The sequence below is a fragment of the Sinimarinibacterium flocculans genome (assembly GCF_003201205.1).
Classification (GTDB): Bacteria; Pseudomonadota; Gammaproteobacteria; order Nevskiales; family Nevskiaceae; genus Solimonas; species Solimonas flocculans.
Genome location: NZ_QICN01000001.1, coordinates 429,814 through 445,728, shown reverse-complemented (window position 1 = coordinate 445,728; position 15,915 = coordinate 429,814). Strand labels below are relative to the sequence as shown.

Sequence of the window (15,915 nt, the reverse complement as noted above, 5' to 3'; positions counted from 1 at the left end):
ATCAGCTGTCGCGCCCGGCCTTGTCGGCGTCGCGACGGACGGCGTCGTGGATCAGCGCGCTGACCCGCTCGGCCTGCCGCAATTCCACGTCGGCGACGAAGCGCAGCTCCGGGACGCGCCGCAGTTTGAGGCGCTGGGCCAGCGCGCTGCGCAGCTTGCCGGCCGCATGATTGAGACCGGCGACGGCGACGGACAGGCGCGCATCGTCCGCGAGCAGGCTGACGCGGATGCGGGCGTTGCGAAGATCCGGCGACACGTCGACCGAGGTGATCGTCGCCCCCGCCACGCGTGGGTCGGACAGGGACTCGCGGATCAGCATCGCCAGCTCGGCCTGAAGCTGGGTGTTCAGGCGCAGCCGGCGCGGAAAGTCTCGCACGACGCGTCAGGCGGACGACGGCATCAGGCGGCTGCCGATACCGTGCGCCGCACCTCCACACGCTGGAAGCACTCGATCTGGTCGCCGACCTTGACGTCGTTGTAGTCCTTGACGCCGATGCCGCATTCGGTGCCGGCCTCGACCTTCGCCACGTCGTCCTTGAAGCGGCGCAGGGACTCGAGCACGCCCTCGTAGATCACCGTCTGGTTGCGCAGCACGCGGATCGGCAGACTCTTCTGCACCGAGCCTTCGATCACCAGGCAGCCGGCGATCGCGCCGAGCTTCGAGCTGCGGAACACGTCGCGCACCTGGGCGATACCCACGATCTGCTCGCGCGTCTCGGTACCGAGCAAGCCGGCGACCGCATCGCGAACATCGTCGAGGATGTCGTAGATGATCGAGTAGTAACGGACGTCGACGCCGGTGTCCTGGATGCGCTTGCGCGCGCCGGCATCGGCACGGACGGAGAAGCCGATGATCGTGGCCTTGGAGGCGAGCGCCAGATCGACGTCGGACTCGCTGATGCCGCCGATGCCCGACGACAGCACGTTGACCTTGACCTCTTCGCTCGGGATCTTGCGCAGCGCGTCGGCGATTGCCTCGGCAGAACCCTGCACGTCGGCCTTGATCATCAGGTTGAGCTGCTTGACCTCGCCCTCGCCCATCTTCGCGAAGACCTGGTCCATGCGCAGCGCCTGCGACTGCGCCAGCTTCTGCTCGCGCAGCTTCTGTTCGCGCAGCTGTGCCAGCTCGCGCGCGCTGCGCTCGTCGGCCACGACGACCACGTCGTCACCGGCATCCGGCGCACCGGACAGACCGAGGATCTGCACCGGAATCGACGGACCGGCCTGCTTCACAGGCTTGCCGGCCTCGTCGAACATCGCACGGACGCGGCCGAAGTGCGGGCCGGACAGCACGACGTCGCCCTGCTTGAGCGTGCCGGCGCGAACCAGCACGGTCGCCACCGGGCCGCGGCCCTTCTCGATCGACGATTCGAGAATGTTGCCACGCGCCAGTGCCTCGATCGGCGCCTTGAGCTCGAGGATCTCCGCCTGGACGAGAATCGCGTCGAGCAGGGCGTCCACGCCCTCGCCGGAGAACGCCGACACGCCGACGACCTGGATGTCGCCACCCCAGTCCTCGGGCACGATCTCTTCCTTGGTCAGCTCGGTCTTGACGCGGTCGATGTCGGCCTCGGGCTTGTCGACCTTGGTGATCGCCACGACGATCGGCGCACCGGCCGCCTTGGCATGCTGAATCGCTTCGCGCGTCTGCGGCATGACACCGTCGTCGGCCGCCACGACCAGTACGACGATGTCGGTGATCTGCGCACCGCGCGCACGCATTCTCGTGAACGCCGCGTGACCCGGCGTATCGAGAAACGTCACGATGCCCTTGTCGGTCTCGACGTGATAGGCGCCGATGTGCTGCGTGATGCCACCGGCTTCGCCGGCGGCGACCTTGGTCTTGCGGATGTAGTCGAGCAGCGAGGTCTTGCCGTGGTCGACGTGGCCCATGATGGTCACGACCGGCGGACGCGGCTCGGTCTCGACGTCGGCCTGCTCGCCCGACACCGCCTGCTCGAGCTTGTCCTCGGCATCGCTGGCCTTGACCATGCGCGCCTTGTGCCCCAGCTCCTCGACCATCAGGGCCGCCGTGTCCTGATCGAGCGTCTGGTTGATGGTGGCCATGACGCCGTTGCGCATCATGACCTTGATGAGTTCCGTGGCCTTGACCGCCATGCGATTGGCCAGCTCGCCGACGGTGATCGCCTCCGGCACCTCGACCTCGCGAACGATCGGCGCCACCGGCTTCTCGAACACGTGCACGTTCTCCACGCGCACCCGCCCCGACGGCTTCTTGGTCTTGCGTTCGCGGCGGCCGCTCTTGCCCTCGGCCAGATGCAGCTCGGAGCGCCCCTTGGCGGCACCGCGGTCACGCCCGCCGGCGCGCTTGGCCGCCGCAGGCGCGGCACCGGGCGCAACACCCGGCGGCGGAGTCGGAGCCGCGGCCATCGTGCGCGCGGCTTCGGCGGCACGCCGGACATTCTCCGATGCCCGCACGCGGGCCTGCTCGGCCTCCCACTTCGCACGATACAGCGGGTCCTCCTGCAGCAGGCGCGTGTGCTCCTGCTCGGCGTGCTTGGCCGCAGCCTCGGCCTCGGTGCGCTGACGCTCGGCTTCCTCTTCCTTGAGCTTGCGCTCCGCCTCTTCCTGATGCCGGCGTGCCTCGGCCTCGGCTGCCGCACGTGCGGCAAGCTCGCGCTCGGCCTCGACGCGTGCGGCCGCTTCCTCGGCCTCGCGCAGTGCCTCGGGGTCCTGGGCCTCGGGCTCCTCGCGCTTGACGTACGTCCGCTTCTTGCGCACCTCGATGCTGACGGTCTTGGCCGGCGCGCCGCGGCTGCCGCCAAGCTTCAGTTCCGTCGTCTCGCGGCGCTTCAGCGTGATGCGGCGCGGTTCGGCGCCGGAAGTGCTGCGGGTCTTCTGCTGCAGATAGCTCAGCAGTGCCACCTTGTCCTCGGCCGTGACCGAAGCATCGGCCTTGGTGACGGCGACGCCGGCCTCCTTGAACTGGGACAGCAGCTCGTCGACCGGCCGGCCGAGTTCCTTAGCGAAGTCTTGTACGGTTACCGTTGACATTCAGTTCCTTCCCGAGCAGACGCTCTTCAGTCCACGGTTCAGGCGTAGGCCTTGGCACGCGCCGCCATGATCAGCGCCGATGCGCGCTCCTCACCGAAATCCGGAAGCAGCTCGATCAGCTCGTCGGTCGCCAGATCGGCAAGCGCCGTGCAATCGCCGATGCCGACTTCCGCCAGCTGGTAGGCCGTGTCCTCGTCGACACCCTCGACCGCCAGCAGGTCGTCGGCCGGCTGCGCGTGCGCGCGCTGCTCCGCCTTGGCGATCGCCTTGGTCAGGAGCACGTCGCGGGCGCGGTTGCGCAGTTCCTCGACGATGGCCTCGTCGAACTCCTCGATCTTGAGCAGTTCCTGCGTCGGCACGTAGGCCACTTCCTCGAGCGTCGTGAAGCCTTCCTGCACGAGTACGGTCGCGACCTCCTCGTCGACGTCCAGCGCCTCCATGAAGCCCTGCAGGACCGACTGGTTCTCCTCTTCCTTCTTCGCCTCGGCATCGGCCGAGGTCATGACGTTGAGGATCCAGCCGGTCAGCTCCGAAGCCAGGCGAACGTTCTGGCCGCCGCGGCCGATGGCCTGCGCCAGCTTCTCCTCGGAGACACCGATCGTCATCGAGTGCGATTCCTCGTCGACGATGATGGTCTCGACCTCGGCGGGCGCCATCGCGTTGATGACGAACTGCGCGATGTTCTCGTCCCACGGCACGATGTCGACGCGCTCGCCGGCGAGCTCGTTGGAGACGCTTTGCACACGCGAACCGCGCATGCCGACGCAGGCGCCGACCGGATCGATGCGCTTGTCCTTGGCCTGCACCGCGATCTTCGCGCGCAACCCGGGGTCACGGGCCGCGCCCTTGAGCTCGATCAGGCCCTGGGCGATCTCGGGCACCTCGAGCTTGAACAGTTCCATCAGGAACTGGGGCGACGTGCGCGACAGGAACAGCTGCGGCCCGCGCGCCTGCGGGCTCACCTCGTACAGGTAGCCGCGAATGCGATCGCCCGGCCGGACCGGCTCGCGCGGGATCAGCTGGTCGCGCAGGATGATCGCCTCGGCGTTGCCGCCCAGGTCGACGATGACGCTGCCGCGCTCCAGACGCTTGACCTGCCCGGTGATCAGCTCGCCGACCCGATCCTGATAGGCCTCGACCACCTGCGCACGCTCGGCCTCGCGCACCTTCTGCACGATGACCTGCTTGGCCTTCTGGGCTCCGATGCGGCCGAAGTCGACGGAATCGACCTTGTGCTCGAGCACGTCGCCAGGCTGGGCATCTTCCTTCTGCTTGACCGCATACGACAGCTTGATCTGCCGTTCCGGGTACTCGAATTCCTCGCTGTCGTCCTCGAGCACCGTCCAGCGCTGGAACGTCTCGTAGTCGCCGGTCTCGCGATCGATCGCGACGCGCAGGTCGGACTCGTCGCCGTACTGCTCCTTGCCGGCGGACGCGAGCGCAGCTTCCAGCGCCTCGAAGATCAGGTCTTTCTCGACGCCCTTCTCGTTGGAGACCACGTCCACCATCAACAGGATGTTCTTGTTCATGATCACCTACTCTCGATCGTATTCCGGCACCAGTCGCGCCCGATCGATCTCCGCGTACGGAAGCTCGACGAGGCCATCCTGCGTTTCCAGCTGCACCGCGTCGGTACCCGCAACGCGGATCCAGCCGACGAACCGGCGCCGCCCGTCGCGCGGCGCCAGCAGCTGCACCCGCGCCTGCTCTCCGACGAAGCGTTCATAGTGAGACGGCTTGACCAGCGGACGGTCGAGCCCGGGCGACGAGACTTCGAGGCGATAGCCGCTGCTGATCGGGTCCTCGACGTCGAGCTGGCCGGCCACCTCGCGGCTGACACGCTCGCAGTCCTCGATCGTGATGCCGCCGGGACTGTCGATATACAGTCGCAGCAGCCCACTCTTGGTACTAGGGCTGAACTCGAGCAGCACGAGCTCGTAACCGAGCGCCTCGACGACCGGTTCGAGTAGTTGTTGCAGCCGCTCTCTGAGCACCGCCATCCCAGCTGTCGCGCGCCTCCAAGCCGATGTTTCGCCAACAAAAAAGGCCCTCGAAGGGGCCTTTCTCAAGCCTAATGTGGTAGCGGGGGCAGGATTTGAACCTGCGACCTTCGGGTTATGAGCCCGACGAGCTGCCAGACTGCTCCACCCCGCACCAGACAGACGAGAAGTATAGGATTTCGGAGTGGCGCGGCGCAACGGACATATGCCAAATCCTTGAGCCAAAAACCAATTTCTCCGAGGCCTCGTTTCCGCTACCTCTCGACCGGGCCGGCATTATAGATAGGTCCGGCTCGCGATGCACGCAGTTTTTTGTCCTGAATGAGCGCAGGCCGACGCGTGCCGGGCGCTGAGCACACGCGGCGCGCCCGGTCCTTATATCTGCGCCTCGCGATTCCGTCGTCGACAGACATCAGTGTTGATTATCGCCGACGCCCGACGGTATGCTTTTTCCGGCGCCGTCGTGCGGCCAGCGAGGAGCATGCGATGAGCGACGACTATTTCTTTCGTCTCGAAGGGCCGCTGGATTCGACGCCCGTCGAGCGGCAGATGCGGACCGCGAACCTCAACGGCTTCTCCGGACTGGTCAGAACCCTGGGCGGCGATCCGCGCGAGATCCTCGAGCGGCACGGCATCGACGCCCGCCTGATCCACGACCCGGATGCCTTCATCGACAGCAAGGCGCTGGTGGACATGCTGGAGTTCTGCAGCCGCAGCCTGCGCGAGCCCTTGTTCGGTCTGCGCCTGGCGCAGCTCCAGGATCCGATCGGCGTCTACGGCTCGGTCGCCGCGTTGTGCAAGGCCGCATCGACGATGCGCGAGGCGGTCACCTGCTTCATCGACTACATCCCGGTAGTCCATTCGCCGGTGCCGGTGCTCGAACTCGTCGAAGGACGCGAAGCGGCCGAGATCCGCTGGCGCGTGCAGGCCGACCTCGGCCACAACACGCAGGCTAGCCTGCAGGCGGCCATGCTGAACCTGAAGCTGCTGCGCCTGGTCGGCGGTCCCGGATTCCAGCCGAGCCGGGTGCAACTCACCGTGGACGTGCCCGCCGACGTCGTGCCGGAGATCGAGAGCAGGCTGGGCTGCCCGTTTCGCGCGGGCGCAAGCGTCAACGCGGTGAGCTTCCCCGCCGCGTTCCTGAATCAGCCGGTGAGCAGCGCCAACCGCCTGCTGTTCCGGTTGCTGGGCGGCTATCTCGATCGTGTCAGGGCCACATCGCGAAGGACGATCGTCGAGCGGGTCGAGGACTATCTGCGGGGCGCATTGCCGCGCGGAAGCTGCTCGGTCGAGCAGTGCGCAAGAAAGCTCGGCACTTCGGTACGGACGCTGCAGGCCAGCCTGAGCGAACACGGCCTGCGCTTCTCCGACATCCTCGAGAAGATGCGGATCGATCTGGCCAAGGACCATCTCGAACACGGACAGATGTCGCTGGACGCGCTCGCCGATCTGCTCGGCTACTCCGACCAGTCGAGCTTCGGTCGCGCCTTCAAGCGCTGGACCGGCGTGCCCCCCCAGCGCTTCCGGCGCGAACTCGCCTCCGGGGCAGCGCGGGGACAGGCGAAGATTCCGCAGACCGGCCGCCACACCCCGCCGCCAGCCGCCGCCCGGCTCGGCGCGTGAGCCTGCGCGCCACGCCGACGCCGCGGCCACTGGTCTGTCAGCGCGCACGCTAGTGCCTCGCGACGCAGTCCACCCCGCGGCTTCACGGCAACGACGTTCCTGCGCCCTGCACCGCCGATAAGATGCCGCGACGCGGCGTCGCAGCGCATGCCGCTCGCACATCACGCAAAGAGGAGTGGCAGCCCATGGCTCAGGAATCCGGCAAACCCGTCGTGCTGATCACCGGTGCAAGTGCCGGCATCGGCGCCGCCACGTCGCGCCGCTTCGCCGCCGGCGGCTATCGCATCGTCGCGGTGGCGCGCCGCCCCGAGAAGCTGGCGGAGCTGGTTGCGGAACTGTCGTCGCTGACGGAGGTCCGGACGCTTGCCGTGGACGTCACCGACAGGAGTGCCGCGCAGCGGGCCGTCGATATCGCGATGCAGGCCTTCGGCCGGCTCGACTGCCTGGTCAACAACGCCGGTGCCGGCAAGTGGGCCCCGGTGCATCAGACCGACGACGACACGCTCGATGAGGTCGTCGAAACGAGCCTCAAGGCGCCGTTCCGCTTCTGTCGGGCAGCACTCGGCGTGATGAAACCCGGATCGGCCATCGTCAACGTCGGTTCGACCTTCGGCCTGGTCGGCGGGCTCGATGGCGGTGCCTACTGTGCGGTGAAGGCCGGACTGATCGGCCTCACGCAGACGCTCGCGGCGCAGTACGGCGCACAGGGCATCCGCAGCAATCTGGTCGCGCCCGGCGTCATCCGCACCGACATGACCGATGCCTACTGGGACGCTGCGCCGTTCCGGCGCATCAATCACGAGATGACACCTTTCGACCGGGAAGGCACCGTCGAGGATGTCGCCAACCTCATCCACTTCCTCGCCTCGGCGGAGGGCAGCTACATCAACGGCCAGAGCATCGCCCTCGACGGCGGCTGGACGACGACCAAGTACCTGAGCGCCGAGGCCTTGCTGGCCGAACGCCGGCCGGCCGCCTGAGCCCCGATACCGGAAACACGCCGAACGCCCGAATCGAACTGCCGCAGTCATGGATGCCCAATCGCTTGTCGCCGCCGGCTGGACCTCGCTGACCGGCGAAGGCTTCACCGGACACCTGGGGCCGATCTGGCTCCGCGGCGCCGCGAACGCCCGCACGATCGGGTTTCTCGGCGGCTCGCAGCAGGGCAACAACCGGCCCGGCGCAATCCACGGCGGTGCACTGATGACCTTCGCCGACATCGCCCTCGGCTTCGGCGCCGCCGACGCGCTCGGCGGCAAGCATCTGGTCACTGCCCAGCTTCAGCTGCACTTCGTGGCCGGCGGCCGCACCGGAGAGTTCATCACCTGCACCCCCGAGCTCGTCCGCCGCAGCCGGCAGCTGATCTTCATGCGCGGCCTGCTGTGCGCGGGTGAGCGCACACTGGCCAGCGCCGACGGTATCTGGAAGGTGCTCGATCTTCCCGAGGCCGACTGACGGAGCGGGACGGCCACGCGCAGCGCCGCGAGCATTCCACAGCCCGACAGACAGCTCTGCAGGCTTCGCTATGATCGAGTCGATGCCTCCACGCAAAGCCCGCGCCGCAGCCGATTCCGCCGATACCCGGCGACGTCCCTACCACAGCCCCTTGCGTCGCCAGCAGGCGGCGCGGACCCGCGAGGACATCGTCGCGGCCGGCGCCCGGATCGCACACCGCCTGGCCAGCTGGGACTGGCGTGCGCTCACGTTCAAGGCAGTCGCCGAACAGGCGGGCATCAGCGTGCGCACGGTGCATCGTCATTTCTCCGACGAGCGCACGCTGCGCGGCGCCATCCTGCAGCGACTCGTCGAGGAGTCCGGGGTCCGGCTCGATCACATCGAACTGCGCGACTTCGCATCCATCGCGACCGACGTCCACCGATACCTGTCCTCGTTCGCGACGCCTGCACCTGCAGCCGAGGAGCCCGCCCTCGCCGCACTCGACCATCGTCGGCGCGCGGCCCTGACCAGCGCCGTCGAGCGTGCCGCGCCGGACTGGCCATCGCGCGACTGCGTCATCGCTGCCGCCATGCTCGACATGCTGTGGACGCCACCGCTCTACGAGCGGCTCGGCACGGCCTGGCGTCTGGACACCGCCGAAACGAGCGCCGCTCTCGCCTGGATCGCCGGGCTGATCGAGGACGCCATCCGCACGAACCGTCGCCCGACTGCCTAGGCCACCACGCCCGGCTGCAGCCGCTTTTCGGCGAGCTGGCGGAGTTCGCCCGACTTCACCTTGCCGTTGGCGGTCACCGCCATCTCCTCTTCCTGCAGGAACAGGAAGCGGCGCGGAACCTTGAAGCTGGCCAGGCGCTCCTTCAGGAACACGCGCAGTGCATCCTCGTCGATGTCCACGCCTTCGTGCGGCACGATGCAGGCCACCGCCATCTCGCCGAGCGTGTCGTGCGGCACACCGACGGTCTGCGTGCGGCGCACGCCGGGATACAACGCGATCACCGCGTCGATCTCCGGCGGCGAGATGTTGGCGCCGCCGGTCTTGATGATCTCGGTGAGCCGGCCTTCCCAGTACAGCCGCCCGACCTCGTCGACGTAGCCGCCGTCACCGGTGCGGTAATAGCCCTCGTCGTCGAGGACGTCTTCGACCGCCTTGCCGATGTAGCCGAGCATCAGCGTCGGCCCCTTCAGGCAGATCTCGCCACGCTGGCCGCGCGGGACGACCGCACCGGTCAGCGGATCGACGACCTTCAGCAGGTTGCCCGGTAGCGGCTCGCCGGCACTGCCGGCGTACTGCTCGGGCGACGTGTCCGCCGTGTAGGTCGTCGCCGCGGTGTTGGTCTCGGTGGTGCCGAAGGTCATCGGCAGGCGCCAGCCGGTCTTCACGCTCGGGTGCTGCTTGAGCAGATCGGCATTGGTGATGTAGTGCAGGCTCGACAGATCGGCGCTCGCCCAGTTCGGCGCCTCCTGCAGCCGCGCCCACTGGTGCGGCCGGCCCGACAGGTAATTCACGCGCTCGGCTTCCCAGAGCCTGAGCGCCTGTTCCGGCTCGAAGTACGGCTGCAGCACGATGCAGCCGCCGGTCGACAGCGCCACGCCGACGATCATCGTGATGTTGCCGGACCAGAAGAAGCCGTTGCCGGTCCAGGCACGCGCGGGCCCCTTCACGCACATCACGCGCGGCCATCGCCACCACTGGATCGCGAACGCCCGCTGCGCGTGCAGGATGCCTTTGGGCAGGCTGGTGGTCCCGGACGAGAAGAACAGTCCGCCGGCATCCGACGGCGCAACCGCCGCCGCACGCGCGTCTACGATGGCATCCGTCACCGTGCGGCCGCGGCCGAGGAAATCCGTCCACGACTCGAAGCTGCGCGCCTTCAGGTCTCCGGCATCGTCCGCGGTGACCGAATCGAGGCGCACTAGATGGCGCAGGAACGGAAACTTCGTCGACTGGAGCGCGCCCGGCGCCGCGTCCAGCAGCGCCGGCTCCAGCTCGGCCAGTACGGCGCCGAAATCACGCTTGAGCACGCGTCCGTCGAACAACAGCACCGAGATGCCGGAGACGGCAATCAGGTGCTCCAGCTCCGCCGGCGTCGAGAAGGTGCTCAGCGCCACCGCGACACCACCGGCCAGGCCGATGCCGAACACCGACGACAGGTACTCCGGCCGGTTGACCATCAGGATGCCGACGCGGCTGTCCTTGCCGACACCGCTGGCGATCAGGGCCCTGGCCACTTCGACGGAGCGCTCCCACAGCATCTCGTAGGACCAGCGCTCAACCCCGGCAGCGGTGTGCATCACCAGCGCCTCGGCACCGGCGTAACGCTGCGTGACCTCGCGCAGGTAGCCGGGAATCGTGTGCGCGCCCTGCCCCGGCTCCTCCTGCAGCGGAATGCCGCGGACGATCGACATCTGTTCGGCGACAGGAGACGTCATTGTGGGAGCGGCTTCAGCCGCGACCCTGTTTCGTGCGGCGTGCCCGCCGTGTCGCGGGTGAAGCCGCTCCTACAGGGGGATACAGGGGGCAGCCTGCGACGTGGAATCATGGCAACGGAATCAGTACGGCAGCTGCACGTCGGCCGTGCCCTTGAGGATCTGCTCGCCCTTCTGCGTCGTCATCTTCACTTCGACGACCGCGACCGGACAGCCGTAGGCCGAGTTCGGCTGCTTGTCGACGACTTCGCCGTCGATGAAGGTCACATCGCCCTCGAACGCCGGGCTGCGGAACTGCGTCTTCGAGTGCCAGACGAAGCCGTCGTGGCCGGCCCAGTAGGACACGTAATCCAGGTGCCAGGCGTTCATCGATGCGCCATAACCGTACATGCCGCCCATGCCGATGTTGCTCGCCTTCTCCAGGTTCACGTGACCGCTCGACGGCCCGTGGTACAGGCCGTCGCCCTGGCGCGGGTCGATCTTGCGCGCACTGTAGTCGTAGCTCATGTCCTTGGCGAAGCCGGCGTCCGCGGTCGCCGGATCGACCATGCCTTCGGGCACGTTCCAGCGCCAGGTGCCCCAGATGTTCTGGCGGAAGGCCCGGTACTCGGTGACGAAGGTCGCGATCGAATGCGGGCCGATCACGCGGCGCGGCAGCTTGTCGCCGACCTTCACGTCAGCCCACAACGGCGAGCGGCCTTCACGATTGGACAGGATCCAGTCGTAGCGCAGCTTGTGGATCTCGGCCAGCTCCTGCTTGTCCCAGCGCTTGGGCGAGGCCTTCTCCTTGCCGAACACGCCGCGCTTGTTCGCCTCCTCGATCAGGTAGCGGATCGAGGTCGCGCGCTCGCGTGCGACGAGCACGCCGTCCTGGTTACGGTGTTCGGTGTCGCCACGCTGGAATACGGTGGGACCGGCGAAGCTCGTGTCCTTGACGTCGTAGCCGTCGAAGCGGCGCTTCTGGAACAGCTTGTCGCCCGGACGCACCGGTGCGCCGAAGAACCACCACTCCTCGCCGCCGAAGATCAGATGCGAGCCCGGAATCTTGCCGACCCCGGCCGGATGGCAGCCGTGTCCGTAGTCCATCGCCACCGCGAAGGACTGCGGCGCAACGATGCCGCCGAACTTCGACGCCAGCGCGAACTCCTGGTCCCAGTGGATCGGGTTCGGATAGTCCATCGCCATGACCCAGCGGCGGATGTCGGTCGCGTTGCACGGATCCCACAGCTCGGCGAAGACCACCGGCTTTCCGACCCAGCGGTCGAGATCGCTGAGATCGAGTTGAGCAGCTGCTTGTTCCGGTTTTGCAGACATGTACGGGCTTTCCATTTCGGATTGAACGCAATATATCGCCGCCGTCAGCAACGATCCCGACCAAGACCGCCGAGCGCTATACATCTGGCGCAGCGCTAAACATGAGCGCTCGTAGGAGCGCTCCTAGGCGCGACCCACGCCACACCGGCCAAGCCGTCGCGCCCAGGTGCGCTCCTACAGAAGCTGGTGGGGCGGCCCGTTACGGCCGTTTACAACATCACCTCGATCCAGTCGTCGACGATGCGCACCGGATAGGTCGCGATCGGCTTGGTCGCCGGCAGGTTCAGTGCCGCACCGCTTTCGAGGTTGAAGCGCGCGCCGTGTACCGGGCAGGTGATCGTGCAGTGGCGCACGCGCCCCATCATCAGCGGGCGGGTCGCGTGCGAGCAGATGTTGGACACCGCGTAGTACCTGCCCTCGGTGTGGCAGACCAGGATCCAGTGGCTACCGATCCGCACCGCCTTCTTCGACTCCGGCGGGAGTTCGGTCACCGCGCAGAAACGCGTGTATGCGCCCTCGGCCGAGGGCGCCGGTTCGGTTTGATCCGTCACGCGACCGTTAGCCCGAGGACTTGCCGACGTACTTGTCGAGCGCCCGGTTGAAGTGGCGCACGCGGATCTCCTGGTAGTTGCCCAGCGTCAGCCCCTTTTTGGCGCTGGCCTCGACACCTTCCTGCTGCAGGATCAGGTTCTCGGTGTCCTGGTCGAGAATCGCGCCGAAGCCCGGGTCCATGCCGGCCGCCTCGGTGAACGACTGGTGATCCTCGAGGTGGATCGGCATCGCCGGCACCGGACGCTTGCCGTCGACCGGCACCGGACGCAGGAACAGCACCTCGTAGAGGCACTTGCGGTGGTCGTGACGGTCTGGGCGGAAGCGGTAGACCATCGGCAGCGAGATGCCCGGGAACAGGAAGGTGTTCGGGAAAACGGTGTACGAGAAGCAGTCGAGCAGCTCGGAATCCGAGACCTTCGACAGGTCGGTGTTGGTCGCCTTCTCGAACATGCTGCGGAACATCTCGGCCATGACGCTGCGCGCGGTGCCGCCGTCCTTGAGCGTGAACTTGGTATCGCCCAGTGCGCTGCTGTCGCCCAGCGTGAACTGGTTGAGGATGTCCTGTTCGCTGACCTGGCCGTAGAGGTGCGGGCTGACGACGCCCAGCGTCGAGATGAAGCGGTCGACGTGCTCGCCGTAGATGTCGTATTGCGAGTTGGCGTCGCCGTTACTCGGCGCCACCTGCGGGTGCGTCTCGATGACGTGATAGGCCTCCATGAAGGCCTCGATCGTCAGCTTCCAGTTCGCCGGGATGCGCTTTGACACATGCAGGTAGACGTAGCGGTCTTCCAGCTTCCAGGCCTTGATGTGCGACAGCGCCTCGGGGCCGAGGTAGTCCTCCAGCGAGGGCGCGACCGGGTCCATGTTGATGAACACGAAGCCGCCGAGCCGGGCGACGCGCGCCTGCGGCAGCGAGAACTTCTTCGAATCGACATGCGGGAAGTCCCAGTCGCAGGTCGTCGACTTGTGCGTGCCGTCGAGATTCCAGCTCCAGCCGTGGAAGCTGCACTTGAACTCCTCGGCGTTGCCGTCGGTGCCCGAGGCGCGCAGCTTGGTGCCGCGATGCAGGCAGGCGTTGTAGTACGCGCGGATCTCGTTCTCGGCGACGCGGGTGATGATGAACGAGTAGTGGCCGAGGTCGTAGACGTAGTAATCGCCGACTTCCGCGATGTGCTCCTCGCGGCAGGCGAACTGCCAGGTCTTCTTCCACAGCGTGTCCAGCTCGCGCTTTGCGTAGGCCGGATCGGTGTAGCGATCGGTCGGGATGTCCTCGTCGCCGAGGAACTGGTAGGACTCCGAGCAGACCCAGCCCGGCGCCTTCACCGTGTCAGCGGCGATGATGTCCTGCGTGCTGGGTGCCCCGGGACAACGGGCGTCGCCCTTCGGCAGATCCTTGAGCTTGATCACTTCTTCGGTCTTGACTGACATCGTTTTCTCCGCGTGCTTCGCTGAGGCTAGGCCGCCGCGCGCCGTTCGGCGACATGCATCGCATTCTTGTGGAACTGCCCGTCCTTCATGATCGCGACGAGCCGATTCGTATCGAGCAGCACCGACAGGTCGGCCAACGGATCGCCGTCGACGAGCAGCAGGTCGGCCAGATAGCCCTCCTGCACCGCGCCGAGCTTCTCGACGCCCATGCCCATAGCCAGACCGCCGTTCCAAGTCGCGCAGCGCAGCGCCTCGGCCGGCGTGTAGCCGTAGTAGTCGACGAAGAACTGCAGGTCGCGCGCGTTGGTGCCGTTCGGGCTCCACTTGAACCCGTAATCGCCGCCGATCAGATGGCGGATACCGCGCTTGCGCAGCGCGGTGTGCGTCTGCACCGACGCCTCGACCAGACCCGGAATGCCCATGTAGCCGCCGATCTCAGCGGTGAGGCCGACGCCGGCCGCCTCGTTGTTGTTGATCGTGTGGAACAGGCTGACCGTCGGCGCGACGAAGACGTGATCCTTGTGCTCCTCGAACAGGTCGAGCAGTTCCTCGTCCGAGAATTCGCAGTGGTAGAGCATGTCCACGCCGGCGCGCAGGCAGGCCTTGCTGCCCTCGATCGAGCGCGTGTGCGCGTTGACCTTGCGGCCATAGGCATGCGCGGTCTCGACCGCCATGCGGATCTCGTCGAAGCTCATCGGCGTGGTGTGCGCCGGCGTGCCCGGATAGAACGGATCGCCGGAAACGTCGAGCTTGATGTTGTCGCAGCCCTCGCGGCAGCTCAGGCGCACCGCCTTGCGCATCTCTTCCGGGCCGTCGACGATGATCGACGGACCCTTGCGCGGATTGTGCTCGCGGCTCTCGTCGCCCATCGCGCCGGTGACGGAGATCTCCAGCGAGCCGGCGCGGATGCGCGGCCCCGGCAGCAGGCCGGCGTTGACCGCATCGCGCACCGCAACGCCGAGACGAAGCTTGGCCTCGGACGCGCCCCAGGCGCTGGTGAAACCGGCGTCGAGCAGCACCTTGGCGACGCGCGCGGTCAGCAGCGTGTGCGCCTCGGGCGACGGCGTGATCAGGTCCTCGGTGGCGGCGACGGACTCGAACGACAGGTGCGCATGCCCCTCGGTCATGCCGGGCATCAGGAACAGGCCCTTGGCATCGACGACGTGGGCATCGCCGGCCTTGAGCTTGCCGGCACCGTGGCCGACTGCCGCGATGCGGTTGCCGTCAACCAGAACATCGCCGACGAAGGGCTTGGCGCCACTGGCGTCCCAGACGGTCGCGCCTGTAAAGATCGTTCTGTTCATCTGTCGAGCGCCTCCTCCACGGGGTCCGCCGATGTCATCACTGATTATCGACCCCGACCCACAGGCCCCGAATGCCCGGCTGCGCAGGGCATCTTGTCTGACTCCGCCACGGACGATTCAGACCTGTCCCCGGTCGCTAAATTACGACCGGATCGCCACCGAAAAGCCGCTGCGAAACGGAGGAACCCGGCATGATCCGAGGCATTCACCACGTCGCCGTCCACGTCCGCGACCTGGACCGCATGATCGCGTTCTACCGCGACGCCTTCGGCTTCGAGGTCGTCGGCGAGCCCTTCGCCTGGGAGAAGAGCGAGTTCATCGACCGCATCGTCGATGTGCCGGACTCGGCCGCCAAGGGCGCGATGCTGCGCTGCGGCACCTGCTACATGGAGCTGTTCGAGTACCAGCAGCCCCAGCCGACCTCCACGGAGCCGAAGAACGCCTACGACAAGGGCTACACGCACTTCTGCGTGGACGTGACCGACATCGAGCAGGAGTTCGAGCGCCTCAAGGGCTTGGGCATGACCTTCGGCCAGCCCGGCCCGATCGACGTCGGCCACGTGAAGACCATCTACGGCCGCGACCCGGAAGGCAACCTGATCGAGATCCAGCAGACGATCGAGGGCAAGTGCGACTTTCCACTGAGTGCGCTCACGGGCAAGCCGACGCGGCCGTGAACCAGTCCCCCTCTCCCCATGCAATGGGGAGAGGGTTGGGGTGAGGGGCCGCGCACCGATCGCCCCTCACCCCGGCCCTCTCCCCGCTCGCGGGGAGAGGGAGACAGGCAACCTCCT

At 67.1% G+C, this 15,915-nt stretch carries 14 protein-coding genes and 1 tRNA gene; 5 read left to right on the top strand and 10 right to left on the bottom strand.

The window, feature by feature from the left end:
- Position 1: 1 nt before the first annotated feature.
- The 5 genes from rbfA to C8D93_RS01940 form a co-directional block, all read right to left on the bottom strand.
- Positions 2–376: a 30S ribosome-binding factor RbfA gene (rbfA, locus tag C8D93_RS01960; protein ID WP_110263470.1), complete on the bottom strand. Its 375-nt coding sequence runs from the start codon at positions 374–376 to the stop codon at positions 2–4.
- A gap of 23 nt (positions 377–399) precedes the next feature.
- Positions 400–3,015, bottom strand: a complete 2,616-nt coding sequence (gene infB / locus C8D93_RS01955) for a translation initiation factor IF-2 (protein ID WP_110263469.1) — start codon at positions 3,013–3,015, stop codon at positions 400–402.
- A 38-nt stretch (positions 3,016–3,053) separates the two neighbouring features.
- Positions 3,054–4,544: a transcription termination factor NusA gene (gene nusA / locus C8D93_RS01950; protein ID WP_110263826.1), complete on the bottom strand. Its 1,491-nt coding sequence runs from the start codon at positions 4,542–4,544 to the stop codon at positions 3,054–3,056.
- 6 nt (positions 4,545–4,550) lie between these two features.
- Positions 4,551–5,015 carry a ribosome maturation factor RimP gene (gene rimP, locus C8D93_RS01945; RefSeq protein WP_110263468.1) on the bottom strand — a complete coding sequence of 155 codons (465 nt, stop codon included), beginning with the start codon at positions 5,013–5,015 and terminating at the stop codon, positions 4,551–4,553.
- Positions 5,016–5,092: 77 nt separating this feature from the next.
- Positions 5,093–5,169: transfer RNA gene (locus C8D93_RS01940), tRNA-Met, on the bottom strand.
- 332 nt (positions 5,170–5,501) lie between these two features.
- Between C8D93_RS01940 and C8D93_RS01935 the strand changes: the two genes are divergently transcribed.
- The 4 genes from C8D93_RS01935 (at position 5,502) to C8D93_RS01920 (ending at position 8,811) form a co-directional block, all read left to right on the top strand.
- The gene (locus tag C8D93_RS01935; protein ID WP_110263467.1) at positions 5,502–6,638 is read left to right on the top strand and encodes an AraC family transcriptional regulator; all 1,137 of its coding nucleotides are present in this window, start codon (positions 5,502–5,504) and stop codon (positions 6,636–6,638) included.
- Positions 6,639–6,823: 185 nt separating this feature from the next.
- Entirely contained in the window at positions 6,824–7,618 is a 795-nt protein-coding gene (locus tag C8D93_RS01930; protein ID WP_110263466.1) for an SDR family NAD(P)-dependent oxidoreductase, read from the top strand.
- Positions 7,619–7,667: 49 nt separating this feature from the next.
- Positions 7,668–8,093 carry a PaaI family thioesterase gene (locus tag C8D93_RS01925; RefSeq protein WP_110263465.1) on the top strand — a complete coding sequence of 142 codons (426 nt, stop codon included), beginning with the start codon at positions 7,668–7,670 and terminating at the stop codon, positions 8,091–8,093.
- Positions 8,094–8,175: 82 nt separating this feature from the next.
- Positions 8,176–8,811, top strand: a complete 636-nt coding sequence (locus C8D93_RS01920; RefSeq protein WP_170123853.1) for a TetR family transcriptional regulator — start codon at positions 8,176–8,178, stop codon at positions 8,809–8,811.
- Here C8D93_RS01920 and C8D93_RS01915 read toward each other — a convergent pair.
- The 5 genes from C8D93_RS01915 to C8D93_RS01895 form a co-directional block, all read right to left on the bottom strand.
- Positions 8,808–10,526, bottom strand: coding sequence for a class I adenylate-forming enzyme family protein (locus tag C8D93_RS01915; protein WP_110263463.1), 1,719 nt, complete (start codon positions 10,524–10,526; stop codon positions 8,808–8,810). The genes C8D93_RS01920 and C8D93_RS01915 overlap by 4 nt on opposite strands.
- A 120-nt stretch (positions 10,527–10,646) precedes the next feature.
- Positions 10,647–11,837 (bottom strand): FAS1-like dehydratase domain-containing protein, encoded by a 1,191-nt coding sequence (locus C8D93_RS01910; protein WP_110263825.1) that lies wholly within the window; start codon positions 11,835–11,837, stop codon positions 10,647–10,649.
- 209 nt (positions 11,838–12,046) lie between these two features.
- A complete protein-coding gene (locus tag C8D93_RS01905) occupies positions 12,047–12,388 on the bottom strand; it encodes a non-heme iron oxygenase ferredoxin subunit (RefSeq protein ID WP_110263462.1) in 342 nt (113 codons plus the stop codon).
- A gap of 7 nt (positions 12,389–12,395) precedes the next feature.
- Entirely contained in the window at positions 12,396–13,817 is a 1,422-nt protein-coding gene (locus tag C8D93_RS01900; protein ID WP_110263461.1) for an aromatic ring-hydroxylating oxygenase subunit alpha, read from the bottom strand.
- Between the two features lie 26 nt (positions 13,818–13,843).
- Positions 13,844–15,121 (bottom strand): metal-dependent hydrolase family protein, encoded by a 1,278-nt coding sequence (locus C8D93_RS01895; protein WP_110263460.1) that lies wholly within the window; start codon positions 15,119–15,121, stop codon positions 13,844–13,846.
- 191 nt (positions 15,122–15,312) lie between these two features.
- On the opposite strand from C8D93_RS01895, the gene C8D93_RS01890 reads away from it, so the two are divergent.
- Positions 15,313–15,798, top strand: a complete 486-nt coding sequence (locus C8D93_RS01890; RefSeq protein WP_110263459.1) for a VOC family protein — start codon at positions 15,313–15,315, stop codon at positions 15,796–15,798.
- Positions 15,799–15,915 lie beyond the last annotated feature (117 nt).

What these genes read in the sequence shown, in the direction of transcription:
- C8D93_RS01890 (WP_110263459.1), top strand. Translation starts at nt 15,313, where the DNA reads ATGATCCGAGGCATTCACCACGTCGCCGTCCACGTCCGCGACCTGGAC.
- C8D93_RS01935 (WP_110263467.1), top strand. Translation starts at nt 5,502, where the DNA reads ATGAGCGACGACTATTTCTTTCGTCTCGAAGGGCCGCTGGATTCGACG.
- C8D93_RS01895 (WP_110263460.1), bottom strand. Translation starts at nt 15,121, where the DNA reads ATGAACAGAACGATCTTTACAGGCGCGACCGTCTGGGACGCCAGTGGC.
- C8D93_RS01925 (WP_110263465.1), top strand. Translation starts at nt 7,668, where the DNA reads ATGGATGCCCAATCGCTTGTCGCCGCCGGCTGGACCTCGCTGACCGGC.
- nusA (WP_110263826.1), bottom strand. Translation starts at nt 4,544, where the DNA reads ATGAACAAGAACATCCTGTTGATGGTGGACGTGGTCTCCAACGAGAAG.
- infB (WP_110263469.1), bottom strand. Translation starts at nt 3,015, where the DNA reads ATGTCAACGGTAACCGTACAAGACTTCGCTAAGGAACTCGGCCGGCCG.
- rimP (WP_110263468.1), bottom strand. Translation starts at nt 5,015, where the DNA reads ATGGCGGTGCTCAGAGAGCGGCTGCAACAACTACTCGAACCGGTCGTC.
- C8D93_RS01910 (WP_110263825.1), bottom strand. Translation starts at nt 11,837, where the DNA reads ATGTCTGCAAAACCGGAACAAGCAGCTGCTCAACTCGATCTCAGCGAT.
- C8D93_RS01900 (WP_110263461.1), bottom strand. Translation starts at nt 13,817, where the DNA reads ATGTCAGTCAAGACCGAAGAAGTGATCAAGCTCAAGGATCTGCCGAAG.
- C8D93_RS01930 (WP_110263466.1), top strand. Translation starts at nt 6,824, where the DNA reads ATGGCTCAGGAATCCGGCAAACCCGTCGTGCTGATCACCGGTGCAAGT.
- C8D93_RS01915 (WP_110263463.1), bottom strand. Translation starts at nt 10,526, where the DNA reads ATGACGTCTCCTGTCGCCGAACAGATGTCGATCGTCCGCGGCATTCCG.
- C8D93_RS01920 (WP_170123853.1), top strand. Translation starts at nt 8,176, where the DNA reads ATGCCTCCACGCAAAGCCCGCGCCGCAGCCGATTCCGCCGATACCCGG.